Here is a 25,990-nt window from a genome sequence, read left to right as displayed (position 1 = left end):
CTATGACATGGAGGGATATCAACTGTAAAGAAAATAAAGAGTCCATTTTTCCAGTCTTGAATAGGATATGGCGAGAGGTTAGTCTGGGCGAGGAGGTAGTCCAAATGCCAGCGGTAGTCAATTGCGGTCAAGTCAACATCAATTCCATGAGTAACGACGCGTTGATCGCATCTGGGCAAAACAGCCAACCTGAGTGGAACTTTCAAGGTAAGTGGAACATCGGAAACGGGTTGCATGCAGGGCTCGTTCTGACCAGTGCGATATTCAATGTCATCTATGACAGCGACGTTGTAGATGCACCTGCCGTTCAGCCGGAGGGTGTGAACCCAGTGCCAACTCGTCAGGTTTGATTCACGATGGATGTCCGCTTAAATGTGCTGAATATTAACGTGATGAGTCATAATTCCGGCGTATTTTCGGGTTCCAATCATCAGCCGTTTTGGCGCACAGCTTGTAAAACCAATGTAGGGTTTGGAAGGGTAGTAGGCGAGATGAACCATACGGTCAATACGATCAATGTGATTTTGGACAACGATCTCGTAGATTTTTCGAGGCGTGAAGGACAACAAGGGATGACTAAACAAAGGGGGACGAACTCACATCCGCCGAGCGAGTAAAGGCAACAGGTGCATCGTTCAAGAAAAGGGCACGCACGTTTGTAAATAAGGCTACGCTCAGGGGACAGTATTGCACTGATACCCATCCGCGGGAGGGAACGAACAGAGGCTTGGGGCTGTTAAACGTGTGGGTTGATATTCCGAGACAGCCCCTATATAAAAAACAACAAATACGTTCCCACTCCAGCTAAAATCATAATGATGGCATAAATAATGAACAAATTTCTCAAGCTCACTTTGTAGTTGTAGCGCGAATCTCTCGGTTTCACTCCGATCAAGATCGTCACGCTTAAAGAAAGCACGCAGACAGTCAACCCGATGATGAGCAAAAGCGTGTACATAACCGGCTCCTTTTTCCGCAATTGTTTGAAAATGGACGTTTTTACGGACTACAGTTGGTTAAACTCTTTTCGGTACACTTTCCACCCTTTTCGCGTTTTGACATGTAAAATTCTGTATGGACAGTACCCGTGCTTTTTTGCGTACTCATCCCACTCTGCCACATTGGGCCAGTATCCCAGCTCCTCTGCCAATGCAAACAACGCCTGTTCAGATTTTTCGATATAGTGAAGCGTGTCGTCATACCCGAAAGACGCCTTCAATGCCTTCCAATTCTTTTTCAGTTTACGAGAGATTTGGGGGTACAGTAACAAGTTGTGCTCTTTGGCGTACTGATTCCATTCAGACACTTTCGGCCAACGCCCTAGTGTCTCAGCGTAAGCGCGGAGTGCATCGGCAGATTGTCGTTCTTGATCCACAATCATCACCTGCCGATGTATTCAGGAAAGGTCTCGAAAAAAGTTTGGGCTACGTCTTCATATTCGTCATCAGGGATTTCGACGATCTTTTGTCCCCGAATCTCAAAGAAATACAACTGCTCCACCGGCCCAGACTCTCCTTGTCTGATTGGGTAGTAGGCGCCGTACAACCGGTCTCTGTGAGAGAACGATGCGGCGAAGGCCGCGCGAAATTGGTCATCTTCCGTTTCCAACCGTTGAAAGAAGATGTCTTCCAGCTGCTCCAGAACGAGCTCCCGGTACGTTTCTCCGGGGTAACGCAAGTTCAGAACATCGCCCTCTTCTTCAACGATATACAGTTCCCGGTGTTGTTCTTTCGACCACAAAAGCAATAAATGCTTCACATTTTCGTAAATAAAAAAATACTGGTGCGGGGTTTGAAACCGGATGTGCACATATATCCCCTCCCCGTAACTTTTGTAGCACATGTTGCAACATATTGCAAAAGAAAAATCACACGTCAAGTGAAACTTTTATCGCGTTTGTTCGTCTGTATAAGGGAACCTGCACAATTCCTTCATTACCCCAATGTTGAAGCCTTCCGCAGAGCGGAAGGCCTTTTTTTGAAGCTATTCCAACACTGTCACGTAGGCGACCATGGGCCATCGTGCTCTCTCGTGGCGTGGTTCGTACACATCAATTCAAACGTCCCCACCTGGTCAGCGACAAATGTCACTGTCGTCGTCTTCCCTTTTTCAACGGTACCGCTGACGCCGAATTCTTCCATTTGGAAATGGTGGGACTCCCCGTTGATACCGTGGATGTTGAACGTCACTTCGTCGCCTTTACGTACCGTGATGTGGCCCGGACTAAAGTGGTATGCTTCCAATTCCTGACCGTCTTTCGTCGTCGTTTTGTACTCGCCGGTTACGATGTGAAAAGTCTGAGTGTTCGTGTCTGAAACGGTTTCCCTGCTTAAACCGTCAAACGGGTTCACGGTCAGGATAAAAGATGCCCCGACTACCAACAGCCCGGACACGACGGATAAGAACAGCCAATGCCGCGTAGACTTCATCGTTTCCTCCTTTCTGAAGGTGAGAGCTTTATACCATTGATTCCCAACTTCTATTCATTCTAAACTGTCTGTCGACTCTCTTATTTTCCTTTGCCTTTCCACAAAGAGAGGGGTATACTAATAATGTCATTTTATAAAGTCGCAGGAGGGAAGGAGCATGACAGAAGAAACTCAGCCTTCTAAACGCGAGAACAGGGAAAACGACTTTATGGACATGGTCGTCGGAACAGCCGTTTCCTTCATCTTTTTTATGGGAATCGCCTTGATCGCGACACTTGCTGAAATGCTGTTTGCGTAGCAATTGAACACGGGGGAGAATATCTCCCCTTTATTTCCGGAAAAATAAGAAAAACCGCAAGAAGTGTTTTGTATCGCCAACGACTGACAAAGTTTGTCGAATTAATTCGTAATTTTATGGACGGTACCGCAAAGGGAGACGTTCATTTTCTTTGTTGCGAAGATGGGAGGATTATCATGAACATTCACGAATATCAAGCAAAAGAAGTGCTGAAGCAGTACGGCGTTGTTGTGCCGGACGGAAAAGTCGCTTTTTCCGTTGAGGAGGCTGTCAAAGCGGCTGAAGAGATCGGCACGGACGTGACGGTAGTCAAAGCCCAGATTCACGCCGGCGGACGCGGGAAAGCAGGAGGCGTGAAAATTGCCAAACATTTAGACGAAGTCCGTACATACGCTGAAGAGCTGCTGGGCAAAAAGCTGGTCACCCACCAGACAGGACCGGAAGGAAAAGAAGTGAAACGCCTCTTGATCGAACAGGGGTGCGACATTCAGAGTGAGTACTACGTCGGGATGGTGGTCGACCGGTCGACCGGACGCGTGGCGATCATGGCCTCGGAAGAAGGCGGAACGGAAATTGAAGAAGTGGCGGCGAAAACGCCGGAGAAAATTTTTACGGAAACGATCGATCCGACGGTCGGGTTACTGCCGTTTCAAGCGCGCAAATTAGCTTTTGCCATAAACATTCCGAAAGAATTGGTGAACAAAGCCGCTACATTTATGATGGGGCTGTACAAGGCTTTCGTGGAAAAAGATTGTTCTCTCGCTGAAATCAATCCCCTCGTCGTCACCGGAGATGGTAACGTCATGGCCCTCGACGCCAAGCTAAACTTTGACGACAATGCGCTGTACCGTCATCCAGATATTCAGGCGTTGCGGGATGAAGACGAAGAAGATCCGAAGGAAATCGAGGCCTCCAAACACGACTTAAGTTACATCGCCCTTGATGGAAATATTGGATGTATGGTCAACGGGGCGGGTCTGGCGATGGCGACGATGGACATCATCAAACACCACGGTGGAGAGCCGGCGAACTTCCTCGATGTCGGAGGCGGCGCTTCGACGGAGAAAGTGACAGAAGCCTTTAAAATTATTTTGTCCGACCAAAAGGTGAAAGGCATTTTAGTCAATATTTTCGGAGGCATTATGAAGTGCGACGTCATAGCGAACGGTGTGGTGGAAGCGGCGAAACAAGTCGGCCTCGACCGTCCTTTGGTCGTCCGCCTGGAGGGGACGAATGTGGAACTTGGAAAAGAGATTTTATCTAACTCCAACCTGAACATCACACCGGCGACGTCGATGGATGAAGCGGCTGAAAAGATCGTCGCCGCTGTAAAGTGAGATCTCAAACGAAGTGGACATCAAAAAGAACGACATTGTGGATGAAGGGCGGGTTTCATAAGATGAGCATTCTGGTCAATAAAAAAACGAAAGTGATTACACAAGGTATTACAGGGGCTAACGGCCGGTTTCATACGGCTCAGGCCATTGCATACGGCACGCAAGTGGTAGGAGGTGTCACTCCGGGAAAAGGCGGAGCGGAAGTAGAAGGCGTCCCCGTATTCAACACGGTGGCCGAAGCCGTTGAAAAAACGGGTGCCACAGCTTCCGTCATTTACGTGCCGCCGGCTTTCGCCGCCGATGCGATTATGGAGGCGGCCGATGCCGGGCTAGAATTGATTGTTTGCATTACAGAAGGCATTCCGGTGTTGGACATGGTCAAAGTGAAGCGATATTTGGAAGGGAAGAAATCGCGCTTGATCGGCCCGAACTGTCCGGGGGTGATTACGCCGGACGAATGTAAAATCGGCATCATGCCGGGATACATTCATACGGCGGGTCACGTCGGAGTCGTTTCGCGGAGCGGGACGCTGACGTACGAAGCCGTTCATCAGTTGACGACCCGGGGCATCGGACAATCGACGGCCGTCGGAATCGGGGGAGATCCGGTCAACGGCACGAGCTTCATCGACGTGTTGAAACTGTTCAACGAAGACCCTGACACGAAAGCTGTGATCATGATCGGGGAAATCGGCGGTACCGCAGAAGAAGAGGCAGCGGAGTGGATCGAAGCGAACATGGATAAGCCAGTTGTCGGGTTTATCGGAGGTCAAACCGCTCCTCCCGGAAAAAGGATGGGCCACGCCGGCGCCATCATCTCCGGCGGAAAAGGCACGGCTGCAGACAAGATCGCCAAGCTGGAAGCCTGCGGAGTCAAAGTGGCGAAATCACCGGCCGAGATTGGCGAAACGCTTGTCAAGACGCTAAAAGAACACGATCTTTTGGAAGTGTGCCAAACCGCTGTCAGCAGGCAGTAACGAACAGGGAATGGGAACCTCTCTCCATTGAGCGGGAGAGGTTTTTTGTTTATTTAAATGGCGAAAGAAGGATTTTACCGCGAAACCGCGAAAAAGAGTTGTTGGAAAAAATGAACAAGGGGTCGTCGGTATGCGTGCGATTACAGAATCAGAATGGCTAGTCGCTTTACACCATGTTCCAGGGGTCGGCTGGCACACGATTCACAAAATTAAAGAAGTGTGTCAGTCGTTCGCTCACTTGCCTGACCGGCTGAAGCAACACGCTGCAGAGTTGGAAGCGTTGCGTCTCCCGTGGCGCGCCATCGCTGAAGAGTTGGCGTCATACGAGAGGCAGAGGAAAATGAAACGCTTCCGAGAGAAGCGGATAGACGTTGTGACTGTTTTCGACGACCGCTATCCGGAGCTGCTAAGGGAAATTGCCCAACCGCCTTGGGTCTTGTACGTGGTGGGAGATGCGTCGCTGTTAAGCGAACCGGCGTTGGCGATCGTCGGAACCCGTCACCCGAGTCACTACGGGAAAACGGTGGCGCGAAAACTGGCCTACCAACTGGCGAAGCGACGCTGGGTCGTTGTAAGCGGCATGGCGATAGGGATCGATAGCGAAGCACACCTCGGGGCGTTAGAAGCCGAGGGGAAAACCATCGCCGTGCTCGGCTCCGGCGTGGACGTCATATACCCGAAGAGCGGACGAGACATCTACCGCCAAATCGTTGAGCGGGGGGCTGTCGTGTCTGAATTTCCGCCGGGAACGAGGCCGCGCCCCGGTCATTTCCCCCAGCGCAACCGCATTATTAGCGGACTATCCCGCGGTTCAGTCATTGTCGAGGCGGAAGAGAAGAGCGGTTCCCTCATCACGGCAGAGGCGAGTTTGGAACAGAACCGCGATGTATTTGCGATTCCGGGGCCAATCACTTCGCGGAAAAGCGTCGGCCCGCATCGTTTGATTCAGCAAGGGGCAAAATGTGTCACAACGCTGGAAGACATCTTGGAAGAGTATCCAGATGTACTGCCGCAGTCAGAGGGCGCAACGGACGCCTTAAAAGAACAAACTGCCCCCTTGACGGCGGAGGAAGCGGATGTCCTCGTCCACATCGAATCGGAGCCCGTTCACATCGACGTGTTAGTGACACGCACAGAACTTTCCCTTGCTGAACTTCACCCGATTTTGCTATCATTACAGGTCAAGCAATTGATTAAGCAACTTCCCGGCTCGCAATTTGTGCGAATGTAAATATTGTGGATGCTGCGGCATAGTTTGACAAAGAGGGATGGCATCATAAATAATTAGGATTGTTTGTTTGGATGGGAGGGTCCATATTGGCTGACTCGCTCGTAATCGTCGAATCACCAGCCAAAGCGAAAACAATTGGAAAGTACTTAGGAAAAAAATACATCGTGAAAGCGTCAATGGGACACTTGCGCGATTTGCCCCGCAGTCAAATGGGGGTCGACGTTGAAAACAATTTCGCCCCCAAGTACATCACGATACGGGGAAAGGAGAGATTTTAAAAGATCTGCGGAAAACGGCGAAAAAGGTGAAGCGCGTTTACCTCGCAGCGGACCCGGATCGGGAAGGGGAAGCGATTGCGTGGCATTTAGCGCACAGTCTCAACATGGACAAAGGCGAAAAATGCCGTGTCGTCTTTAACGAAATTACGAAGCAAGCGGTAAAAGACGCCTTTAAACACCCGCGGCCGATCAACATGAACCTCGTCAACGCGCAACAGGCGCGGCGCATACTGGATCGCCTCGTCGGCTACAACATCAGTCCGCTGCTGTGGAAAAAAGTAAAAAAAGGGTTGAGTGCCGGACGCGTCCAATCCGTTGCTGTTAAGATCATCATTGACCGGGAGAACGAGATCAACAACTTTCAGCCGGAGGAATACTGGTCCGTCACTGCCACGTTCCGGAAAGGGAAAGAGACGTTTACAGCCAAGTTCCACGGGTACGGAAAAGACAAAACAGAGCTCCGTTCAAAGGAAGACGTGGAAAAGCTGTTGAAAACGATCGAGAACGAACCGTTTCACGTGACGTCACTGCGCAAAAGTGAGCGCAAGCGAAACCCGGCTCCGCCGTTTACGACGAGTTCACTGCAACAAGAGGCAGCCCGTAAGCTGAACTTCCGGGCCGGAAAGACGATGGCGGTGGCACAACAACTGTACGAAGGCGTCGACGTCGGGAAAGAAGGAACCGTCGGCCTGATTACGTACATGCGCACCGATTCGACGCGCGTGGCCCAGTCCGCACAAGAAGAAGTCCGACAGTATGTTCAAGAGAAGCACGGCCCGGACTACGTTCCACAAAAGCCGCGCCAGGCAAAAAAACAAGCGGGTGCCCAAGATGCCCACGAAGCGGTTCGCCCCACATCGGTCTTGCGAGATCCAAAAACAGTAAAACCGTATTTAAGCCGTGACCAGTACCGGCTGTACAAACTCATATGGGAGCGGTTCGTCGCCAGCCAAATGGCGCCTGCCATCCTGGACACGGTATCGGCGGATTTGACGGCAGGAGATGCCGTGTTTCGAGCGACTGGGTCCAAGCTGAAGTTTCCCGGTTTTATGCGTGTCTACGTAGAAGGAACGGACGACAAAAAGCAGGAAGAAGAGACGTTTTTGCCGCCTCTGGAGGAAGGGGAGCGGTTTCGGGCTGAAGTCCTCGATCCCAAGCAACACTTTACCCAGCCGCCGCCCCGCTACACTGAAGCGAGGCTGGTCAAAACGCTGGAAGAGCTGGGGATCGGGCGGCCGAGTACGTACGCTCCCACACTGGAGACGATCCAAAAACGGGGGTATGTGGCACTGGAAGATCGCCGTTTAGTTCCGACGGAACTAGGCAAAATCGTTATTGAGCTGATGGAAGAATTTTTTCCAGAGATCTTGAATACCGAATTCACTGCAAACATGGAAGAAAACCTCGATTACGTGGAGGACGGCAAAGCGGATTGGGTCAAAGTGCTGGACGCTTTTTACGAGGAGTTCTCGGAACGGTTGCAAGTCGCTGAGGAAAAGATGAAGGAAGTGGAAGTGGAAGACGAAGTTTCGGATGAAGTGTGTGAGAAATGCGGCAGTCCGATGGTGTACAAGTTCGGGCGTTACGGAAAATTTCTCGCGTGTTCCGCGTTTCCCGACTGCCGCAATACCAAGCCGATCGTAAAAGAAATTGGCGTCACGTGTCCCGATTGCGGCAAAGGGCAAATTGTCGAGAGGAAGTCGAAAAAAGGGCGCAAATTTTACGGCTGCAACCGGTATCCGGATTGTGAGTTCGTGTCGTGGGACAAACCTGTCGCCCGCCGGTGCCCCAAGTGCAATGGGATGCTCGTGGAGAAAAAATCGAAGAAACAAGGGACGACAGTGCAGTGCGTAAACTGCGATTACAAAGAGACGAACGCGTGACACAAAAATTCAGAATCTTTGTTGGCATAACGGTGACGCTTGTGATAAGATGATGACGATTAGATGAGCAGTGTCATACTGCTTTTTTTACTGCACAACTGAAACCGCTGCACCTTTCACACGTTAAAGTTATGGGAGGGACCGATTTGGAACATACATTTCACGCCACCACGATTTTCGCCATTCACCATAACGGCAAAGGGGCCATGGCCGGTGACGGGCAAGTGACATTTGGCAATCAACTGGTGATGAAACACAGTGCCAAAAAAGTGCGCCGGCTGTACCGAGACCAGGTTGTGGCCGGCTTTGCCGGATCTGTCGCCGATGCCGTCACCTTGTTTGAAAAGTTTGAAGCGCAACTGGAGGCATTTCACGGTCACCTTAAGCGGTCGGCTGTCGAACTGGCGAAAGAATGGCGCACGGACAAAGTCCTCAGACGCCTCGAGGCGATGCTCATCGCGATGGATCGGGAGCATCTGTTGCTCATCTCTGGAAACGGAGAAGTGATCGAGCCAGACGACGGGATGATGGCCATTGGTTCCGGCGGTTCGTTTGCTTTGGCAGCCGGTCGGGCATTGAAGCGTCACGCTTCCCACTTGGGTGCGCGAGACATTGCCGAACAGGCACTCACTATCGCATCGGAAATCTGCGTCTTCACCAATGACCGCCTCATTGTGGAGACGTTGGATTAAATTGTGAAGAACGGAGGAATCACGTGGGTTACGAACAATCGACCTTAACGCCGAAACAGATCGTCGCCGAGCTGGACAAATACATCGTCGGGCAGACGAAAGCGAAGCGGTCTGTAGCGGTCGCCTTACGCAATCGCTATCGGCGGTCGCAGCTCCCGGAAGAGATGCGCGACGAAATTGTCCCGAAAAATATCCTCATGATCGGCCCGACGGGTGTCGGGAAAACGGAAATTGCCCGCAGGCTGGCCAAACTGGTTGGAGCTCCCTTCATCAAAGTGGAGGCGACCAAATTTACTGAGGTCGGGTACGTCGGACGCGACGTGGAATCGATGGTGCGCGACCTGGTGGAAACGTCAATCCGCATGGTGCGGGCAGAAAAAATCGAACAAGTGAAAGATCGGGCCGAACAGATGGCAAATGAACGCATCGTCCACATATTAGTTCCCGGCGGAAAAAAACAGGGGAACTTTAAAAACCCGCTAGAGGTGTTGTTCGGCAGCCAGGAGTCGAGTGACCATGTCGACGAGGGGAGCGAGGAAAGGACGACGTTGCGCCAGCGGAGGGCGCAAGTGCGGCAAAAGCTTTTGGCCGGACAACTGGAAGACGAAGTGATTGAAGTCGAGGTCGAAGACAACTATCCGAACATGTTTGAAATTTTTTCAGGGTCCGGCGTAGAACAGATGGGCATCAACATGCAGGAACTGTTCGGCAACATGATGCCGAAGAAAAAGAAAAAACGCAGGTTGACGATCAAAGAAGCTCGGAAAGTGTTGACACAAGAAGAGGGACAAAAGCTGATCGACGAAGACGACGTGATACAAGAATCGATTGAACGAGCGGAACAGAGCGGGATCATTTTTGTCGACGAGATCGACAAAATTGCCGGAGCCGAGCACCACAAAAGCGCGGATGTCTCTAGAGAAGGTGTACAGCGGGACATTCTCCCCATCGTAGAGGGATCGACGGTGATGACGAAATACGGACCGGTGAAGACAGACTACATCCTGTTTATTGCGGCCGGCGCCTTTCACATGTCCAAGCCGTCCGATCTCATACCGGAGTTGCAGGGCCGGTTTCCCATTCGCGTCGAACTTCAGGATTTGACTGTGGACGACTTCGTCCGCATCCTGACCGAACCGAAAAACGCCATCACGAAGCAGTATACCTCGCTGTTGGAGACAGAGGGGATTCATGTCGAATTCACTGATGAGGCGATTCGGGAAATCGCCAAGTTAGCCGAAGAAGTGAACCAGGAAACAGACAATATCGGCGCCCGGCGACTGCACACCATATTGGAGTATTTGCTGGAAGAGCTGTCCTTCGAGGCGCCCGAGATTACGATGGAGACCGTTCAGATTACGCCGGAATACGTACGGGAGCGCCTGTCCGATATCGTGAAAAACCGGGATTTAAGTCAGTACATTTTGTAGTCGGACGAGAATGGTGGAGGCGAGACGGGATGAATTTGTTGGAGAAGATGTGGTGGCAAGTAAAGTGGCAGACAGAGTCGGAATCACCCGTTCTGTGATCGTCAACACGTTGTGGAAACTAGTAAATGTCGGCGTTTTAGAATCCCGGTCCCTTGGCATGAAAGGCACGTACATCAAGGTGTTGAATCCCAACTTAATTCCGGTGTTGAACGCGTCCAACCGATAGATACACGTGAACAAACGATAAACAGGTTTCATGCGAAAAAGGCTTACAAGATGTAGGCCTTTTTTCTATGTACGCCCAGCATGGGCGTCATCTATAGGGTGAAAGTCCCGAACGGGGGCTGGCGAGCGCCTACCGTAGTCAAAGGCAAGGGTGTCCGTCGCGAGGCGGAATCTGAAGGAAGCCGGAGACAAACGCACGGGTCAAGGTACACGAACTGGATTTGAGGCAGGATTAGTCGGATGAGTTGCCAGAACACAACGAAATCCAAAGCCGCCAAGGGCTCATCCTGTAAACTCCAGTGATCGCGGGCGGAAAGATGACGCTCTTATCTGGGGAGGCCTGCGGAACACGCGAAGTAACATCGTAACCGCAGTCGAGAGGCTGCGCTGAATCCGCAGGAGTCAGCAGAGGCCATAGTACGCAAGTACGGGGCGCCGGAAAGCGGAAGGGCCGAACCGAAAGGAGAGAGGAAACCGATGCGTTCGAGAGAAGAGCGCAGACAGCAGAATATCCCGCAAGGGAGCTGCCAACAGAGAGCAGCGGTGAAGCCGCGAGGGTATGTTGGAGCGCCGAGCTCTTCTCCGGCACAAGTCGCCCCTTCCTCTCGCGAAGACCATAACGACTTGCTGGACAGGATGCTTGAGAGAGAAAATCTCTTGCTCGCATACAAGCGAGTGGTCCGAAACGGAGGAGCGCCCGGAGTGGACGGAGTAACGGTAGCTGAACTGCAGGCTTACCTGAACACACACTGGGCACAGGTGAAAGCAGAGCTCCTAGCGGGAACCTACAAACCCGCGCCAGTCAAACGGGTGGAAATCCCCAAACCTGGAGGCGGCGTGAGGCTTCTAGGGATCCCGACCGCGATGGACCGGCTCCTCCAGCAAGCCCTGCTGCAAGTGATGCATCCGATCTTCGATGCTCACTTCTCATGGGACAGCTACGGCTTCCGACCAGGGAAGCGAGCCCATGATGCGGTCCTTCAAGCCCAGCGCTATATCCAGAGTGGATACAGATGGGTTGTGGACTTGGACTTAGAGAAGTGCTTTGACCGAGTAAACCACGACATGCTCATGGCGAGGGTAGCAAGAAGGGTGAAGGACAAGCGAGACCTGAAACTCATCCGGGCGTACCTCAACGCCGGAGTCATGGTCAACGGAGTATGCCAACGGACAGAGGAAGGGACGCCGCAAGGCGGACCGCTGAGTCCGCTTCTGGCCAACATCTTGTTGGACGACCTGGACAAAGAACTAAAGAAACGCGGGTTGCAATTCGCACGTTATGCGGACGATTGTAACATCTTTGTCGCTAGCAAGCGCGCAGGGGAACGCGTCATGGAATCGGTAATTCGCTTTGTAGAGGGAAAGCTGAAACTGAAAGTGAACCGAGACAAAAGTGCGGTAGACCGCCCCTGGAACCGGAAATTCCTAGGGTTCAGTTTTCTGCCGGACAAACAAGCAACGATTCGGTTAGCCCCGAAGACCATCTCCCGATTCAAAGATAGAATACGTGAGATGACGAGTCGTTCACGGGCGATCTCCATGGAAGAGCGAATTAAACGGCTCAACCGCTACATCATCGGTTGGGTCAGGTACTTTCGACTGGCATCGATGAAGACGCACTGTGAAAGATTCGACCAATGGATTCGGCGCAGACTGAGGATGTGCCTATGGAAACAATGGAAACGGGTCAGAACCCGTCTTCGTGAACTTAGGGCCCTTGGCGTACCAGAATGGGCCTGCTTCATGATGGCCAATTCCCGCCGAGGACCATGGGAAATGTCCCGGAACACAAACAATGCCCTTCCGACTTCCTACTGGGAAGCGAAAGGGCTGAAGAGTATGCTTTCTCGTTATATGGAACTTCGTCAACCTTTTGGAACCGCCTAGTGCGGACCCGCATGCTAGGTGGTGTGAGAGGACGGGGGCTAGCCGCCCCTCCTACTCGATTTGATACGGGATGCGTTCAGTGAGACGTTGAAAAGAGGAGGAGAGAAAAAAGACCTAAATCCTATATGTAAAAGCGGTTCTCAACCTAAATGACCGTAGGTCTTTATGACTATTTTTATACTTTTTTACGCAAATTGTGTCGACAAAAGCAGGAAAAATGTAGAATAATGTAGAATGTATTGTGCATACATTTCCATGACTTTCCGATTATTAATAGTCTTTATATACTGTAAATTGAAAAAGGAGGAATTAAGTCGATTGTCCCTTGTGAATCACATGTCGGTCCGCGCACTTTCCCAGGCGATGGACGCCAGCCAATTGCGGCAACACGTCATCAACCACAATATTGCCAACGTCGACACGCCTTATTACAAGGCGAAGCGCGTCCGATTCGAAGATGTGCTCCTTCAGGAGTTGAACAAAGCGTCAAGGTTTAAAGGCCGTGTGACAGATCCGAGACACATCCCCATCGGCCGCCCGGGTCAAGGCGCTGTAACTCCTGAAGTGACGGTGGAGACGGGAACGAAGATGAACAATAACGGCAACAACGTCGACATCGACGCTGAAATGGCGCTGTTGGCAAAGAACGGTCTTTGGTACCAGGCGCTCGCGCAGTCGCTCAACCATGAATTTCGTCAGCTCAGGCATGTCATCACGGAAGGAAGGGGATAGGATGGGGCTTTTCCAAGGGCTTGACATTAGTGCTACGGGTCTAACGGCTAACCGCTTTCGGATGGACGTCATATCGGCGAACATCGCCAATGCGAACACGACACGAGCGCGTCGCGTCGACGGCGAGTGGATGCCTTACCAAAGGCAGATGGTCGTCATGCAGCCGGCCCAGTCTTCTTTCCGGGACGTGCTCAACCGCAAACTGGAAGGTGTGAAAGTGACACGCGTTGTCAAAGACGAAACGCCGTTTAAGTTACTGTACCAGCCTGAACATCCAGACGCCGACGAGAACGGGTACGTCCGGCTGCCAAACGTTGACTTGCTGAAGGAGATGGTAGACATGGTGACGGCGACCCGCTCTTACGAGGCGAACGTGACGGCGTTTAACGCGTCGAAGCAAATGGCGTTAAAAGCCCTGGAAATCGGAAGGTAAAAAGGTGAGGAGAGGTAGGCATGATTGAGTCAGTCGGTTCCGTTACACAATCGGTGCAAACAGTGTCCAAACAGCAGCGTGCAGCTCACGTTGCTGACGCGTTTAAACAGGCCCTGGCCGATGCAATTCGACAGGTGAATGATCAACAACTGCAGGCAGAAGCGTTACATACACGGCTAGCAGCCGGTGAAGTGAACAACTTACATGACGTCGTGATTGCACAAGAGAAGGCGTCACTCAGCTTACAACTCGCTTTGCAAGTTCGCAACAAAGCGGTGGAAGCTTACCAGGAAATGATGCGGATGCAAATATAGCACCAGATGTGAAGGAGTAAAATGCGCTGATTAAGCAAACGTGACAGCAATCGATACACAACTTGCTGTATCACTGGGTAGCTCAGTCGCTGAGGTGAGATTGTGAAAGAAAGATGGCAGCAGTGGAAAGAGAAAGCGCTAAGGCACTGGCAATCGTTTAACAGGCGGCAACAAGTGCTGGTTGTCGGGACAGCCGTTCTGTTTGTGGCAGCGTTGGCACTCATTCTCTATTTCAGCTCTCGTCCGGAATACGAAGTCGTCTATACGAATTTAGATGAAGCTGATACAGGCGAAATCACGCAAAAGTTGAAAGAAGCCGGCATCCCTTACGAGTTGTCTTCAGACGGTTCAACGATAAGCGTACCGAGCAAGGACGCTGCCCAAGTCCGGGTCGATCTGGCGGCAGAAGGGCTTCCGTCTTCTGGAAGTATCGGGTACGAGCTGTTTCAGGAAAATATGACGTTTGGAACGACGGAAGAGACATTCGGCGTGCTCGAGCGAGATGCGATGGCAGGCGAGTTGGAGCGGATGATCCGCCGCGTCCAAGGTGTGAGGTCCGCTAGCGTAATGATTAATCTCCCCCAAGAGTCGGTGTGGATTACCGATGAAGAAGGGACGTCGACGGCATCGATCATTGTGGATATCGACCCGAACCAGATGCTGACGCAAGATCAAATTAACGGTCTGTACTTGCTCGTCTCCAAGAGCGTTCCGAACTTGCCGATAGAAAACATTACGATCGTGGACCAAAACAGCAACTTGCTCACTCCTTTGGACATCGACGAGGAAAAAGACAGGCCGAACTATAACCGAGAAGTAGCCGATCACCGTGCCGTGCGCAAGCAATTTGAACAGGACATTCAGCACGAAGTTCGACAGTTGCTCGGCACGATCATCGGTCAGGATAAAGTGGTCGTCTCCGTCGTGGCCAACTTGAATTTCGATCAGGAACAGCGAGTGGAAGAACTGGTGGAGCCTGTAAACGAAGACGATCAAGAAGGAATCGCGGTCAGCGTTGAAAGAATCCAAGAGTCCTTTTCTGGAGAAGGCGCGAGTGAAGGGACAGTCGGAACGGGTGAAACGGACATTCCGACGTATCCAGCCGCTGGCGGTGACGGTGGCAGCGAGTCCGAACGGCTGGAGGAACGCATCAATTATGAAGTAAACCGCATTACGAAGGAGATCGCGGCCCAGCCGTATCGTGTCGAAGACTTAACGATCAACGTCGGCGTCGAGCCGCCGGACCCGAACAACATCGCCTCAATCAGTGAGAACGGACTGGACACAGCGATACAGAACATCTTGGGAAACATCGTAAGGGCCTCGATTCACACGGATGAAGAATTGACCGACGAGGAAATCGCCAACAAAATTTCCGTCACGCCGCACCCGTTAGCAGGCCGAGTTCAGTTGGATGACGGATTTAGTCTGTCACCTTTATGGTGGACGGTTATCGGTGCCGTAGCGGCATTGGCGTTAGGAGGTGTCGTGACGTGGATCGTGGTTCGGCGCCGTAGGTTGCTGGAAGAAGAAGAATTTGAGGAAGAGCTGACGCCACAACCTGTTACACCAGAGGTTCCTTCTTTACACGATGTGCCTGAAAACGAGGAGACGGTCATGCGCCGCCAGTTGCAAGGACTGGCGCGCAGAAAGCCGGAAGAGTTCGCCAATCTGTTGCGTACGTGGTTGAGTGAAGAGTAAAGGAATAAAGAGAGGAGGATAGGTAGTGGCCCTCCCTTCGACGTTGTCCGGCCGGCAAAAGTCAGCGATTTTGCTCATCGCGTTAGGGACGGACATCGCAGCTGAAATCTATAAGCACTTAAGTGAAGAAGAAGTGGAACAACTTTCACTGGAAATTGCCAATGTTCAGAAAGTGAGCAACGAAGAGAAGCAGAATGTGTTGCGGGAATTTCACGAAATATGCATTGCCCAGGAGTACATTTCTAAGGGCGGCATTCACTACGCGAAGGATGTGCTGGAAAAAGCGTACGGTGAAGAAAAGGCGATAGAAATTATTAATCGCCTGACGTCCACGCTCCAGGTCCGTCCGTTCGACCTAGCACGGAAGTCAGACCCGTCCCAAATTATGAATTTCATTCAGAACGAGCACCCGCAAACGATTGCACTCGTGCTCAGTTACTTGCAGCCCGAGCAGGCCGCTGTCATCCTGTCGGAGCTTCCGGATGAGATGCAGGCCAACATCGCGCGCCGCATCGCCTTGATGGAGAGCACCTCCCCGGAAGTGCTCAAACAAGTCGAACACGTTCTGGAACAGAAGTTGTCGACGACCTTCAGCCATGATTACACCGAGGCGGGCGGCGTTGAGACGGTCGTCAATATTTTGAACGGCGTGGATCGCAGCACGGAAAAGACGATTTTGGAAAGTTTGGAAATTGAGGACCCAGAGCTGGCAGAAGAGGTCAAAAAACGCATGTTCGTATTTGAAGATATCGTCAATTTGGACAACCGTTCAATTCAACGAGTCATCCGGGAAGTCGACCACAACGACTTGCAATTGGCGTTAAAAGTTGCCAGCGAGGAAGTCAAAGATGTCATTTTTAAAAACATGTCGAAGCGAATGGCTGAAACGTTTCAAGAAGATATGGAGTACATGGGTCCCGTGCGACTGCGGGATGTCGAAGAAGCGCAAACGCGGATTGTGAGCACGATCCGAAGGCTGGAAGAGCTCGGTGAAGTCATTATCGTTCGCGGTGGGGATGATCTCGTTGTCTAACGTCTTAAAACATACCAAATACCGCGAACGCGATGGAGCGTTTCGCATTCAGCTGCGTGAACACACCTTGCGTGTGGAGGAGGGTCAGGACCCACAAGATGAACCGACACTGACAGCGGAAGAAGACGTTGACCGGCTGGCGGAAGAAGCGAAGCGACACGCTGAGGAAGTCTTGCGCGACGCCGCTCGTGAAGCGGAACGTCTGAAAAGAGAGGCGAAGGCTGAAATCGAAAAGTGGTGGAGCGAACAACGTAGCCAAGATCGCCACATCAAAGAGGACATTCGCAAAACAGCGTACGACGAAGGGTACACCGAGGGCTACGAGAAGGGGTTGGCAGAGGCGAAGCGGCAGCTCGAGGAAGAGTTGGACAAGGCGCGGGACATTGTTAACTCTTCGTACATAGCCAAACAACAAGTGATCCGTGAAGCAGAGCCGTTTCTCGTTCAACTGAGCGTGGACATTGCCGAAAAAGTGATCGCTCGGCAGGTGGAGTTGGACGAAACCGTCATCGTGGACATGGTCCAACGGGCTTTGGATCACTGCAACGCGACAGGGTCGATTACCGTGTTCGTCAAACCGGAGCGCTTTCCCCTTGTCCAAGGGGCCCGGGAGGAATTGAAACGGTATGTGAACGGCAATCAAGAACTCAAAATCGTCCCTGACCGGATGATTGAGAGTGACGGATGCATCATCCGCTCACAACAGGGGAGCGTTGATGCACGGGTTGACGTTCAACTAAACCAAATCAGAAAGACATTGATGGAAGTGGCGAAGGAAGATGGAGAGTCGCGAGACGCTGCAAATCTCAAAATATCGGCAAAAATTGAAGCAGTTGAATCCGCTGCGCGTTAACGGACGGGTGACACAAGTGATCGGCCTCACGGTTGAATCGCAAGGCCCCGATTGTAAAATCGGCGATGTGTGCGAACTTTACCCCCATTTCGGAGCCGAACCGTTGCTCGCTGAAGTGGTCGGATTTCGCGACTACCGCGTTCTGCTCATGCCTTTGGGCGATCTCGGAGCCATCGGGCCGGGGTGCGATGTGGTGAACACTGGTGAGCCGTTGACGATTCACGTAGGGGACGCGTTGCGCGGCCGCGTCTTGGACGGCCTCGGAAAGCCGATGGACGGATTGCCGCTCCCTGCTGGACTGCACAAGTATTCGACGTCGAATCCGCCCATCAATCCCCTCTTGCGACCGCGCATTCGCGAACCGTTGAGTACGGGAGTGCGAGCCATTGACGGATTGTTGACGGTCGGGAAAGGTCAGCGCGTCGGGATTTTTGCCGGATCCGGCGTCGGGAAGAGCACGCTGCTCGGCATGATTGCCCGCAACACGTCAGCCGACATTAATGTCATTGCCCTCATCGGAGAAAGGGGGCGGGAAGTGATGGAGTTTTTGGAACGCGACCTCGGTTCTGACGGAATGGCACGTTCAGTCGTCGTCGTCGCGACGTCCGATCAGCCCGCCCTCATCCGGATTAAAGGTGCGATCATCGCGACCTCCATTGCCGAATACTTTCGCGACCTTGGCTTAGATGTGATGCTCTTGATGGATTCGGTGACTCGGTACGCCTTGGCTGAACGGGAAGTGGGGCTTGCGATTGGCGAGCCGCCTACTACACGCGGCTACACGCCGTCCGTCTTTGCCAACCTCCCAAAACTGTTGGAGCGATCCGGTCAGGGGAGGACCGGTTCGATCACGGCGTTTTACACTGTGTTGGTCGACGCTGACGATATGAACGAACCTGTGGCCGATGCGGTACGCGGCATATTAGACGGTCACATTGTGCTTGAGCGAAACCTGGCACAAAAAGGACACTATCCAGCCATTGACGTTTTGCACAGTGTGAGCCGGGTCATGGACCAAGTCGCGTCCTCCGAGCAGCGACAGGCGGCGTTGAATGTCAAACGAATGTTGTCCACTTACCGGGAAGCGGAAGATCTCATCAATATCGGTGCGTACAAACCGGGTTCCAACCCGTCCATTGATACAGCTCTCAAGTACATTGACAACATTCACGCTTTTACCCGTCAGGACACGTTTGAACGGAGCAGCTTGAGCGAAGCGGTTCAGCAGTTGACGGAACAGTTTAAGGAGTTGTCTTAAATGGCCTTTCACTTCAAATGGGAAAGTATTCGTCATTTGAGAGAACAAAAGCGACAGCAAGCGCAGTGGAAATACACAGAAACATTGAAAAAACTAGAGGAAGTTGAAACAAAGCTGGCAGAGTTTGCAGAGAAAGTGCAGCAGGCAGCCGGGTCTAACCAACCTGCCGCGGACAGAACGGTGACGGCACAGAAGTTGCAAGACGCCGACCAGTACATCGCGTTGACGCGGGAGGCTGCGAGGCAGTACGAAGTGGAGCGGGACCAACTGCGAAGACAAGCCCAAATCGAGCAAAAGCAGTTAAAAGAATGGCGTATCTCTGAAGAAATACTGAACAAATTGCGGGAAGCGGATTTCACCCGATACCGTCAAGAAGAAAAACGAAAGGAACAGTTGCTCACTGATGAAGTGGCTGTGCAACACTACGGGCGAACTGCAGGAGGAGGCGTGCCGTGAAACTGAGCCGTGCATTAGCCAGATTTTTCATGTTAGGAATTGTGCCGTTTTTGTTTACGATTGTCGTCACGGTTGCTCTGTTAATGTTTCTCGGTGTGGATGTGGCTCAAGAAGTGGCGAAAGTCGGACAGCGTCTTCCCCTCGTCGGGACGTTTTTCTCCGAGAAGGATCGGTCGGCGGAACTCGCACAGCGAAAAATCGAGCAACTGACTGAGGAGTTGAATGAAAAGAACGAAACGATTGAGCAGTTGACGCAAGAAATTGAGGCAGAAAAGAAAAAGACGGAAGAATTGATGGAGGAGAACAGAGAACGGGCTGAAAGGGAAGCGTCAGAGGCGGAAGAAATGACGGTTAAAAGCTACAAGCAGATTGCCAAAAAACTGGAAGGCATGTTTGCGAGCAAATCGGCGCTGATTCTTTCCGAGATGCCGCCGGCTGAAGCCCTCTTAACCCTACATCTCATGCATTCAACTGCCCAGAGCCAACTGTTAGGAAAACTGCCGCCGGAACAAGCAGCTGTTTACACCGTTTTACTGAAAGACTTGGAACAGAGCTCCAACAACATGCCCTTGCTCCAAGCGGCGAATGAAGTGATAGCACCGTATGAAGACCTGATGAGGGAGTGGCAAGAAGATCCGGCGGAATGGGCACTCATGTTCGCGAATATGCAGCCGTCCGACGCCGCTGCCATTTTGAGTGAGATGAATCAGGGGACCGCTTTGCGCATATTGCGTGAGTTAGAGGCCGGTACGAGGGCGGCCATACTATCCAGTATGGAAGCACAGACAGCCAGCCGATTCTCGCAGCAGCTCGTAGGTGACAGTTAATTCCGCAAAGGGGGTGAAAAAGCTTTGAACATCGCCGTGTGGCCAACGGTGCAAACGGAGCGCCAGGGAACGACCGACAGGTCGCTCGTGGGTTCGGAACTGAGTGTGGAGGATGAAAAATTACATCCGACGTTTTGGCACACTTTTCACGCTTTCCTTCAGTTGTTGCCGCATCACGGGTCGTCAGATCCAATGACGCGGTCCATACGAGACGCGATCGCCAGGATCGGAGACCCACGAGAGGGTTCAAATGGGCTGTGGGAGAAGGTGGTCGCTCAATTAATAGACGGTTTAGAGGACATTTCTTCGAAACAGGAGCACCCAGGCCTCTCACAGTTGTCAGAAGAGCTGACACAATGGCTCGAACAGGGGGAAATGCGTGATGGGTCGCCCGACGTCCGCGACGTGTCAGCACGAACACACGAGTTACAGCGCATCATGTCAGATTTTGTCGCACTCTTTGGCCAACTTGCTGAAACAGAACGCCTACAGGTGGCAAAGGGCGTTTGGCTGCTCCTCAGAGAACTTCATCCCGACAGTTCTGGACAGCGCACTCCCTCCGTTTTGAAAGAGGGGAGCGTTCCACACGACGTCCATGTACGTGTCCAAGGGGGACCGGAAAGTCGGGGCGAAACGCCAAAAGTGCATCTCCTTGTGGGAGCGTCGCCGGAGACGACACGTGCGTCTACAAAGGTCCCGTCGGGTTACCTGGAATTGGGAGCTGGCGACAAACCGGCGTTGAACGCACACCACTCGTCACTTGACCGTTTGGCAGTAGCTGTTGCGAATGGCAGAGCGACGTTTTCTCCGGCGACAGTTTCACGCCTCTCCCGTTTGCCAGGAACTGTTGTCGACGGCGGAGGCCTTGTAACAACTGGCAAAGGGGGCGGAGAGTTAGTGGAGGTGCAAGGGCAGCGAGCTGAAAGCGGGTGGCAAATGCAGTTGGCCTCCCAAAGTGTGATAGCGTCCCAATCTCACGTCGCCAACACGAACGCGGCAACGAAACCGTTCGTTCAGCTGCAACAGTTTTCAGAGGCGCTGCAGCAGACGATCGTCCGCCATCTGCACGTAAACCCGAACGGCACCTCCGCAGTCCGACTGTCCCTTTACCCGGAGAGTCTGGGACAGGTCGATGTGCGTATGACGAGTCACAACGGAGTGTTAACGGCCCATCTCGTCGTCGATACGTGGGTTGCGAAAGAATTGCTGGAGGGTCAGTTGGAGCACCTGCGGCAAGCTTTGCAACAACAAGGGATGCAGGTGGACAAGCTGGAAGTGTCCGTCGGGCAACAGGGACTCGCGTCCCGGCGTTTTCATCACCCCCAAGATTCCCACGGAGGGGAAGGGGGCCATACGCCCCAACCAGAAGGGGGTCACAGAGTGAATGTGTTGGACACGTACTCCGACATGGAAACGGCTGAGGTGGCATCGTGGCGCTATCCACACTCGTCAGTGAACTATACAGTATAACGATCGCGGATGGAAAGGATTGATGAGAGGAGGAAGGGAAAATGCCGTCGGAAGCGGTGAACAGTGCGTACCGTACATACAGTGGATGGAAACGTGACGACTACCAACGGGAACACAAAGCGACGCTGGACAAAGACGACTTTCTGCGCCTGCTCGTCACCCAGCTGGCTAACCAGGACCCGACGAACCCGATGGAGGACCGAGAGTTTATCTCGCAAATGGCGCAGTTCAGTTCACTGGAGCAAATGTACAATTTAAACACGCAAATGCTGTTGTTGCGGGAGTCGCCAGTGTTAAACGCCCACCTCATCGGGAAACACGTCACGTGGGTCGACGGCAGTGAAGAGAAGTCCGGGATCGTCGACGCCATCGTGTATAGAGAAGGTTTTACATATGCAGAAGTTGATGGAAAAAGAGTGCTCTTAGGGGATATCGTCGGGATCAAAGAAGTGACAGAGAGATCAATTTGAGTGAACAACAATGACTGGAATTATTGAAATGAATCCATATTATAAGAACTTTGTTTGGGAGGAGAAAGACTATGTTGCGTTCACTGTACTCAGGTGTCTCGGGACTTCGAAGCTTTCAGACGAAACTGGACGTCATCGGTGACAACATCGCCAACGTCAACACCGTCGGGTTTAAAGGGAGCCGAGTCATGTTTCAAGACGTTCTCAGTCAGACCGTTGCAGGTGCGACAGGACCGGCAGACGACAGAGGAGGAACGAACCCGAGGCAAATCGGCTTGGGAACAACGATTGGAAGTATTGATGTGTTGCACACGCCGGGGAGCTGGATGACGACCAACGTCCCGACGGACCTCGCCATCGAAGGGGAAGGGTTTTTTGTCGTAACAGATGGAAATCAAAATTATTTAACTCGGGCGGGGAACTTTTACATTGACGCAAACCGCAATTTAGTGACGTCCGGTGGACTTCGCGTTGTTGGAACTAATGGAAATACGATTCAACTGGGCGATCCTGACATTGATATTGAAAGTTTTGAAATAGGCAGGGACGGCACCATTACCGTTACTCTTGCAAATGGGGCGACACTTAACCCTCAAATTGCACTAGTTAAGTTAGATAATCCGGCCGGGTTACAAAAAGTGGGGAATTCGTTGTACTCACCGACGCCGAATGCCGATTCCGACATTACGGATAGTGACAGCATCTTAGAAAACTTGAGCACGCCTGGCGAAGACGGGACCGGACAGTTAATCACAGGTGTTTTAGAGATGTCCAACGTCGACTTGGCGGCAGAGTTTACGGAAATGATCGTAGCCCAGCGGGCGTTTCAGGCCAACTCCCGCATCATCACCACGTCTGACGAAGTGTTGCAGGAACTCGTCAACTTGAAACGTTAATCGGGGATGGCCATGATCTCCCTCACCCGATTGAACGGACAGCCGTTTGTCCTGAACGCTTTGCTCATTGAAACAGTGGAAGCGACTCCCGACACCGTGATTACGACCACGACACACAAGAAGTACATCGTGCAGGAAGACGTGGAAGAAGTCGTCAAGCGCGCGACACAGTTTTTGGCCAAGTCGGGCGTCCATTCCGTCCTGCAGTCGAATGCGAATGGAGGTTGACAGTGTGCACATTCGTTTGTTGCCTTTTACGTTAATTTTGCTGCTCATCATCGCCCTTGTCGGTGTTACTGTGTTTCTCGTCTTACAGTTTTACGCCATGCCGAAAGAAGCACAAGCGGCTAAAAAGGAAGTGGAGCAGTTAATGGAGGTGACGTCGGAGCCGCTGGAAGTCACGACCAATTTATCCGATGACACGTACATTAAATTAGCGGTCGTCTTTGAAGTCGACCGCCCGGAGACGAAAACAGAGCTCGACCAGCGCATGTTCCAAGTGAAAGACGCCCTCATTGCCCTGCTCCAAAATCGCTCTGAAGAGGACGTCGCCGGAGAAAAAGGACTAAACCGGCTGAAGGCCGACTTACAGGAGCGAGCCAATGCCTATCTGGCAGGCGGGAAAATTGAGCATATTTACGTGACGGAACGGGTCACGCAGTAGCATCAGGGGATGATGGGGTGTGATACGAATTGGCGGACATTCTAACGCAATCTGAGATTGATTCGCTGCTCGCCGCCATTACGTCCGGCGAAATGAGTGCAAACGAACTGAAAGAAGAAGAAGACAAAAAAAAGGTTAAACTTTACGATTTTAAGCGGGCTCTCCGCTTTTCGAAAGATCAGTTGCGCGGGTTAAGCCGCATCCACGACAACTATTCGCGGATGTTGACGACTTATTTGTCGGCGCAGTTGCGGACGTTTGTCAAAATTGAAGTGGCGGCAGTTGAGCAGTTGCCGTACGAAGAGTTTATCCGTTCCATCCCGACGACGACGATTTTGAATGTTTTTTCAGCTCCTCCCCTTGAGGGGCGCATGGTGATGGAGGTCAACCCAAAGATCGCTTTTGGCATGATTGATCGATTAATGGGCGGTATCGGTGTCGAAGCCGAACCCCAAAACCGGAGCTTAACAGAGATAGAGGCGCTGATTATGGAGCGCATCTTCAGGCGAACGTTAGACTTTTTCCGCGATGCGTGGAAGGGCGTTGCAGCGATAGAGCCCCAATTGGACTTTTTAGAAACGAACCCCCAGTTCATGCAGATCGTCTCACCCAATGAAACGGTGGCTGTCATCTCACTGAATACGGAAATAGGTGAAACGAGCGGCATGATCAACTTGTGCCTTCCGCATGTTGTGATCGAGGACATTTTACCGAAGTTGACGGCCCACCACATGCTGTCGAACAAAAAATCGGGCAACACGTCCGACCGGGTCGCCGTCAAAAAAAGGCTGAAACGGGCAAGGCTTCCAATTACGGTCGAACTGGGGACATGCCACATCACGCTGAAAGAGTTAACTGAGTTATCCGCCGGTGACGTGATCCCTCTGGACCAGGCGGCAGATGCACCCCTCGTAGTCAAACTGGGGAAACGGCCCAAATTTTTGGCGCAGGCCGGAACAGTTAAAGGCAGACTCGCTGTCCAGATTCAGGAAACGATAGATGAAGAGGATGACGAAGATGAAAGACAATGAGATGTTATCGCAAGAGGAAATCGATGCGCTTTTGGCGGGCGATGGAACAGAAGACGAAGGACAGCTCGAGCAAGAGGAATTGTCCAAGGCTGAAGCGGATGCGCTGGGGGAAATTGGGAACATCACCTTTGGCAGTGCATCCACTGCTTTATCGACGATCCTCGGACATAAAGTGGAAATCACGACGCCCCATGTGGAAGTCGTTTATGCAGACGAGTTGAACGTCGAGTTTCCGAAGCCGCACGTCACTGTATCCGTCAACTACACGGAAGGCTTTTCTGGTACGAATATGCTCGTGATCAAAACGATGGATGCGGCAGTCATCGCCGACCTCATGATGGGAGGGGATGGAGAAGTCGAGGACGACGAGCTGACGGACATGCACATAAGTGCAGTGCAGGAAGCGATGAACCAAATGATGGGTTCAGCCGCCACGTCCATGTCCACCATTTTCGACACTATGGTCAACATCTCGCCCCCGACCGTGGAGATCATTGACTTTTCTCACAGTGACGAGCCGCAGCGGTCGTTAGGTGACGAGATGCTGGTTAAAATATCATTTCGCCTTACAGTCGGACGTCTGATCGACTCCTACATCATGCAGTTGCTGCCCATCTCGTTTGCCAAAGAGATGACCAAAAAACTTTTGGCTCAACAGCAAAGCGCAACCGAAGAGGAGACGGCTGTCAGCGCAGAAGCAGCACCTCCGCCTGACACGACATATGCCGAAAATCGGGAATACGACCGTGTGACTGATCGACAAGAGGCGCAGTCTGACGCTTCAGCTCCGGCTTCTTCGTCTCGGGAGGAACGAAAATGGTCGCATCCATCCCGTCAAGGGAAGTGCAAACTGCAGAATTTTCGCCGATTTCCCAATCCCAACCGGCTGGCCGCAATGTCGACTTCGGGCTGTTTATGGACATCCCGTTACAAGTGACGGTAGAGTTAGGGCGGACTGAAAAGTCGATTGAAGAGTTGCTTTCTATCTCCCCTGGGTCGGTCATCGAATTGGACAAGCTGGCGGGGGAACCGGTGGACATCTTCGTAAACAAAAAACGGATTGCACGCGGCGAAGTTGTCGTCGTGGACGAGAACTTCGGTGTGAGAGTGACGGAGATACTCAACGGAAAACTTCGTTTAGAACAGCTTTCACACCATAACTGAAAGTAAGAAACGTTGAAAGGG

Annotated in this window: 28 protein-coding genes and 3 pseudogenes; 27 read left to right on the top strand and 4 right to left on the bottom strand. The window is 52.1% G+C overall.

The features are described 5' to 3' along the window. Positions 1 to 104: 104 nt before the first annotated feature. Entirely contained in the window at positions 105 to 350 is a 246-nt protein-coding gene (locus tag B0W44_RS15250; protein ID WP_077720777.1) for a hypothetical protein, read from the top strand. A gap of 6 nt (positions 351 to 356) precedes the next feature. Further along, positions 357 to 617 (top strand): hypothetical protein, encoded by a 261-nt coding sequence (locus tag B0W44_RS15245; protein ID WP_077720776.1) that lies wholly within the window; start codon positions 357 to 359, stop codon positions 615 to 617. Between the two features lie 152 nt (positions 618 to 769). Here the strand turns inward: B0W44_RS15245 and B0W44_RS15240 are convergent, their stop codons facing one another. From B0W44_RS15240 to B0W44_RS15225, 4 genes are all read right to left on the bottom strand, one after another. Then, a complete protein-coding gene (locus B0W44_RS15240; RefSeq protein ID WP_077720775.1) occupies positions 770 to 958 on the bottom strand; it encodes a hypothetical protein in 189 nt (62 codons plus the stop codon). 48 nt (positions 959 to 1,006) lie between these two features. Further along, complete coding sequence (locus B0W44_RS15235; protein WP_169835619.1) at positions 1,007 to 1,384, bottom strand: hypothetical protein; 378 nt, start codon at positions 1,382 to 1,384, stop codon at positions 1,007 to 1,009. Further along, entirely contained in the window at positions 1,381 to 1,809 is a 429-nt protein-coding gene (locus B0W44_RS15230; protein ID WP_077720773.1) for a hypothetical protein, read from the bottom strand. Before B0W44_RS15230 ends, B0W44_RS15235 begins: the two co-directional genes overlap by 4 nt. A gap of 188 nt (positions 1,810 to 1,997) precedes the next feature. After that, a complete protein-coding gene (locus B0W44_RS15225) occupies positions 1,998 to 2,429 on the bottom strand; it encodes a cupredoxin domain-containing protein (protein ID WP_077720772.1) in 432 nt (143 codons plus the stop codon). Positions 2,430 to 2,586: 157 nt separating this feature from the next. Here B0W44_RS15225 and B0W44_RS17885 point away from each other — a divergent pair, with 157 nt between their 5' ends. The 25 genes and pseudogenes from B0W44_RS17885 (at position 2,587) to fliY (ending at position 25,969) form a co-directional block, all read left to right on the top strand. Further along, positions 2,587 to 2,727 carry a YqzM family protein gene (locus B0W44_RS17885; protein WP_149027043.1) on the top strand — a complete coding sequence of 47 codons (141 nt, stop codon included), beginning with the start codon at positions 2,587 to 2,589 and terminating at the stop codon, positions 2,725 to 2,727. Positions 2,728 to 2,903: 176 nt separating this feature from the next. After that, positions 2,904 to 4,064: an ADP-forming succinate--CoA ligase subunit beta gene (sucC, locus tag B0W44_RS15220; protein ID WP_077720771.1), complete on the top strand. Its 1,161-nt coding sequence runs from the start codon at positions 2,904 to 2,906 to the stop codon at positions 4,062 to 4,064. 62 nt (positions 4,065 to 4,126) lie between these two features. Beyond that, positions 4,127 to 5,041, top strand: coding sequence for a succinate--CoA ligase subunit alpha (gene sucD, locus B0W44_RS15215; RefSeq protein ID WP_077721438.1), 915 nt, complete (start codon positions 4,127 to 4,129; stop codon positions 5,039 to 5,041). 130 nt (positions 5,042 to 5,171) lie between these two features. Further along, entirely contained in the window at positions 5,172 to 6,272 is a 1,101-nt protein-coding gene (dprA, locus tag B0W44_RS15210) for a DNA-processing protein DprA (RefSeq protein ID WP_077720770.1), read from the top strand. Positions 6,273 to 6,358: 86 nt separating this feature from the next. After that, a pseudogene (topA, locus tag B0W44_RS15205) lies at positions 6,359 to 8,433 on the top strand (type I DNA topoisomerase). Positions 8,434 to 8,579: 146 nt separating this feature from the next. After that, complete coding sequence (gene hslV / locus B0W44_RS15200) at positions 8,580 to 9,125, top strand: ATP-dependent protease subunit HslV (protein WP_418304055.1); 546 nt, start codon at positions 8,580 to 8,582, stop codon at positions 9,123 to 9,125. Between the two features lie 23 nt (positions 9,126 to 9,148). Further along, positions 9,149 to 10,555: an ATP-dependent protease ATPase subunit HslU gene (hslU, locus tag B0W44_RS15195; RefSeq protein WP_077720768.1), complete on the top strand. Its 1,407-nt coding sequence runs from the start codon at positions 9,149 to 9,151 to the stop codon at positions 10,553 to 10,555. A gap of 49 nt (positions 10,556 to 10,604) precedes the next feature. After that, positions 10,605 to 10,781, top strand: a pseudogene (locus tag B0W44_RS15190) (GTP-sensing pleiotropic transcriptional regulator CodY); the annotation flags it as partial. 476 nt (positions 10,782 to 11,257) lie between these two features. Further along, positions 11,258 to 12,667 (top strand): group II intron reverse transcriptase/maturase, encoded by a 1,410-nt coding sequence (ltrA, locus tag B0W44_RS15185; protein ID WP_077720766.1) that lies wholly within the window; start codon positions 11,258 to 11,260, stop codon positions 12,665 to 12,667. A gap of 294 nt (positions 12,668 to 12,961) precedes the next feature. Continuing rightward, positions 12,962 to 13,399 (top strand): flagellar basal body rod protein FlgB, encoded by a 438-nt coding sequence (gene flgB, locus B0W44_RS15180; protein WP_228441218.1) that lies wholly within the window; start codon positions 12,962 to 12,964, stop codon positions 13,397 to 13,399. 1 nt (position 13,400) lies between these two features. Further along, the gene (gene flgC / locus B0W44_RS15175) at positions 13,401 to 13,832 is read left to right on the top strand and encodes a flagellar basal body rod protein FlgC (protein ID WP_077720764.1); all 432 of its coding nucleotides are present in this window, start codon (positions 13,401 to 13,403) and stop codon (positions 13,830 to 13,832) included. 20 nt (positions 13,833 to 13,852) lie between these two features. Beyond that, the gene (gene fliE / locus B0W44_RS15170; RefSeq protein ID WP_077720763.1) at positions 13,853 to 14,146 is read left to right on the top strand and encodes a flagellar hook-basal body complex protein FliE; all 294 of its coding nucleotides are present in this window, start codon (positions 13,853 to 13,855) and stop codon (positions 14,144 to 14,146) included. Positions 14,147 to 14,248: 102 nt separating this feature from the next. Then, positions 14,249 to 15,847 carry a flagellar basal-body MS-ring/collar protein FliF gene (gene fliF, locus B0W44_RS15165; RefSeq protein WP_169835618.1) on the top strand — a complete coding sequence of 533 codons (1,599 nt, stop codon included), beginning with the start codon at positions 14,249 to 14,251 and terminating at the stop codon, positions 15,845 to 15,847. A 25-nt stretch (positions 15,848 to 15,872) separates the two neighbouring features. Next, positions 15,873 to 16,880 carry a flagellar motor switch protein FliG gene (gene fliG / locus B0W44_RS15160; RefSeq protein ID WP_077720761.1) on the top strand — a complete coding sequence of 336 codons (1,008 nt, stop codon included), beginning with the start codon at positions 15,873 to 15,875 and terminating at the stop codon, positions 16,878 to 16,880. Beyond that, on the top strand, positions 16,864 to 17,733 hold the full coding sequence (locus B0W44_RS15155) for a FliH/SctL family protein (RefSeq protein ID WP_077720760.1): 870 nt from the start codon (positions 16,864 to 16,866) through the stop codon (positions 17,731 to 17,733). Before fliG ends, B0W44_RS15155 begins: the two co-directional genes overlap by 17 nt. After that, entirely contained in the window at positions 17,660 to 18,991 is a 1,332-nt protein-coding gene (gene fliI, locus B0W44_RS15150) for a flagellar protein export ATPase FliI (RefSeq protein ID WP_077720759.1), read from the top strand. The genes B0W44_RS15155 and fliI overlap by 74 nt, the downstream gene beginning before the upstream one ends. After that, the gene (fliJ, locus tag B0W44_RS15145; RefSeq protein WP_077720758.1) at positions 18,992 to 19,447 is read left to right on the top strand and encodes a flagellar export protein FliJ; all 456 of its coding nucleotides are present in this window, start codon (positions 18,992 to 18,994) and stop codon (positions 19,445 to 19,447) included. Then, positions 19,444 to 20,274 (top strand): magnesium transporter MgtE N-terminal domain-containing protein, encoded by an 831-nt coding sequence (locus B0W44_RS15140; protein WP_077720757.1) that lies wholly within the window; start codon positions 19,444 to 19,446, stop codon positions 20,272 to 20,274. The genes fliJ and B0W44_RS15140 overlap by 4 nt, the downstream gene beginning before the upstream one ends. A gap of 24 nt (positions 20,275 to 20,298) precedes the next feature. After that, a complete protein-coding gene (locus tag B0W44_RS15135) occupies positions 20,299 to 21,744 on the top strand; it encodes a flagellar hook-length control protein FliK (RefSeq protein WP_077720756.1) in 1,446 nt (481 codons plus the stop codon). A 41-nt stretch (positions 21,745 to 21,785) separates the two neighbouring features. Then, entirely contained in the window at positions 21,786 to 22,214 is a 429-nt protein-coding gene (locus B0W44_RS15130) for a flagellar hook capping FlgD N-terminal domain-containing protein (protein ID WP_077720755.1), read from the top strand. Positions 22,215 to 22,285: 71 nt separating this feature from the next. Then, positions 22,286 to 23,110 (top strand): flagellar basal body rod protein FlgG, encoded by an 825-nt coding sequence (gene flgG, locus B0W44_RS15125; protein ID WP_077720754.1) that lies wholly within the window; start codon positions 22,286 to 22,288, stop codon positions 23,108 to 23,110. A 12-nt stretch (positions 23,111 to 23,122) separates the two neighbouring features. Then, positions 23,123 to 23,338, top strand: a complete 216-nt coding sequence (locus B0W44_RS15120) for a flagellar FlbD family protein (RefSeq protein WP_077721436.1) — start codon at positions 23,123 to 23,125, stop codon at positions 23,336 to 23,338. 4 nt (positions 23,339 to 23,342) lie between these two features. Continuing rightward, a complete protein-coding gene (locus B0W44_RS15115; RefSeq protein ID WP_169835617.1) occupies positions 23,343 to 23,774 on the top strand; it encodes a flagellar basal body-associated FliL family protein in 432 nt (143 codons plus the stop codon). Between the two features lie 29 nt (positions 23,775 to 23,803). Further along, complete coding sequence (gene fliM, locus B0W44_RS15110; protein ID WP_077720752.1) at positions 23,804 to 24,805, top strand: flagellar motor switch protein FliM; 1,002 nt, start codon at positions 23,804 to 23,806, stop codon at positions 24,803 to 24,805. After that, positions 24,792 to 25,969: pseudogene (gene fliY / locus B0W44_RS15105) on the top strand (flagellar motor switch phosphatase FliY). The gene fliM and the pseudogene fliY overlap by 14 nt, the downstream one beginning before the upstream one ends. Positions 25,970 to 25,990 lie beyond the last annotated feature (21 nt).

It is taken from the genome of Novibacillus thermophilus, from assembly GCF_002005165.1.
Lineage (GTDB): Bacteria > Bacillota > Bacilli > Thermoactinomycetales > Novibacillaceae > Novibacillus > Novibacillus thermophilus.
Note: the sequence above shows the minus strand (reverse complement) of the source record. Positions and strands in the feature narration are given on the sequence as shown.

Bases quoted from the DNA above. Each gene is read 5' to 3' on its own strand.
- dprA (WP_077720770.1), top strand. From the start codon at position 5,172: ATGCGTGCGATTACAGAATCAGAATGGCTAGTCGCTTTACACCATGTT.
- B0W44_RS17885 (WP_149027043.1), top strand. From the start codon at position 2,587: ATGACAGAAGAAACTCAGCCTTCTAAACGCGAGAACAGGGAAAACGAC.
- B0W44_RS15240 (WP_077720775.1), bottom strand. From the start codon at position 958: ATGTACACGCTTTTGCTCATCATCGGGTTGACTGTCTGCGTGCTTTCT.
- flgG (WP_077720754.1), top strand. From the start codon at position 22,286: ATGTTGCGTTCACTGTACTCAGGTGTCTCGGGACTTCGAAGCTTTCAG.
- B0W44_RS15225 (WP_077720772.1), bottom strand. From the start codon at position 2,429: ATGAAGTCTACGCGGCATTGGCTGTTCTTATCCGTCGTGTCCGGGCTG.
- B0W44_RS15245 (WP_077720776.1), top strand. From the start codon at position 357: ATGGATGTCCGCTTAAATGTGCTGAATATTAACGTGATGAGTCATAAT.
- sucC (WP_077720771.1), top strand. From the start codon at position 2,904: ATGAACATTCACGAATATCAAGCAAAAGAAGTGCTGAAGCAGTACGGC.
- B0W44_RS15120 (WP_077721436.1), top strand. From the start codon at position 23,123: ATGATCTCCCTCACCCGATTGAACGGACAGCCGTTTGTCCTGAACGCT.
- fliJ (WP_077720758.1), top strand. From the start codon at position 18,992: ATGGCCTTTCACTTCAAATGGGAAAGTATTCGTCATTTGAGAGAACAA.
- flgC (WP_077720764.1), top strand. From the start codon at position 13,401: ATGGGGCTTTTCCAAGGGCTTGACATTAGTGCTACGGGTCTAACGGCT.
- fliI (WP_077720759.1), top strand. From the start codon at position 17,660: ATGGAGAGTCGCGAGACGCTGCAAATCTCAAAATATCGGCAAAAATTG.
- B0W44_RS15250 (WP_077720777.1), top strand. From the start codon at position 105: ATGCCAGCGGTAGTCAATTGCGGTCAAGTCAACATCAATTCCATGAGT.
- ltrA (WP_077720766.1), top strand. From the start codon at position 11,258: ATGCGTTCGAGAGAAGAGCGCAGACAGCAGAATATCCCGCAAGGGAGC.
- B0W44_RS15130 (WP_077720755.1), top strand. From the start codon at position 21,786: ATGCCGTCGGAAGCGGTGAACAGTGCGTACCGTACATACAGTGGATGG.
- fliE (WP_077720763.1), top strand. From the start codon at position 13,853: ATGATTGAGTCAGTCGGTTCCGTTACACAATCGGTGCAAACAGTGTCC.
- sucD (WP_077721438.1), top strand. From the start codon at position 4,127: ATGAGCATTCTGGTCAATAAAAAAACGAAAGTGATTACACAAGGTATT.
- B0W44_RS15155 (WP_077720760.1), top strand. From the start codon at position 16,864: ATGATCTCGTTGTCTAACGTCTTAAAACATACCAAATACCGCGAACGC.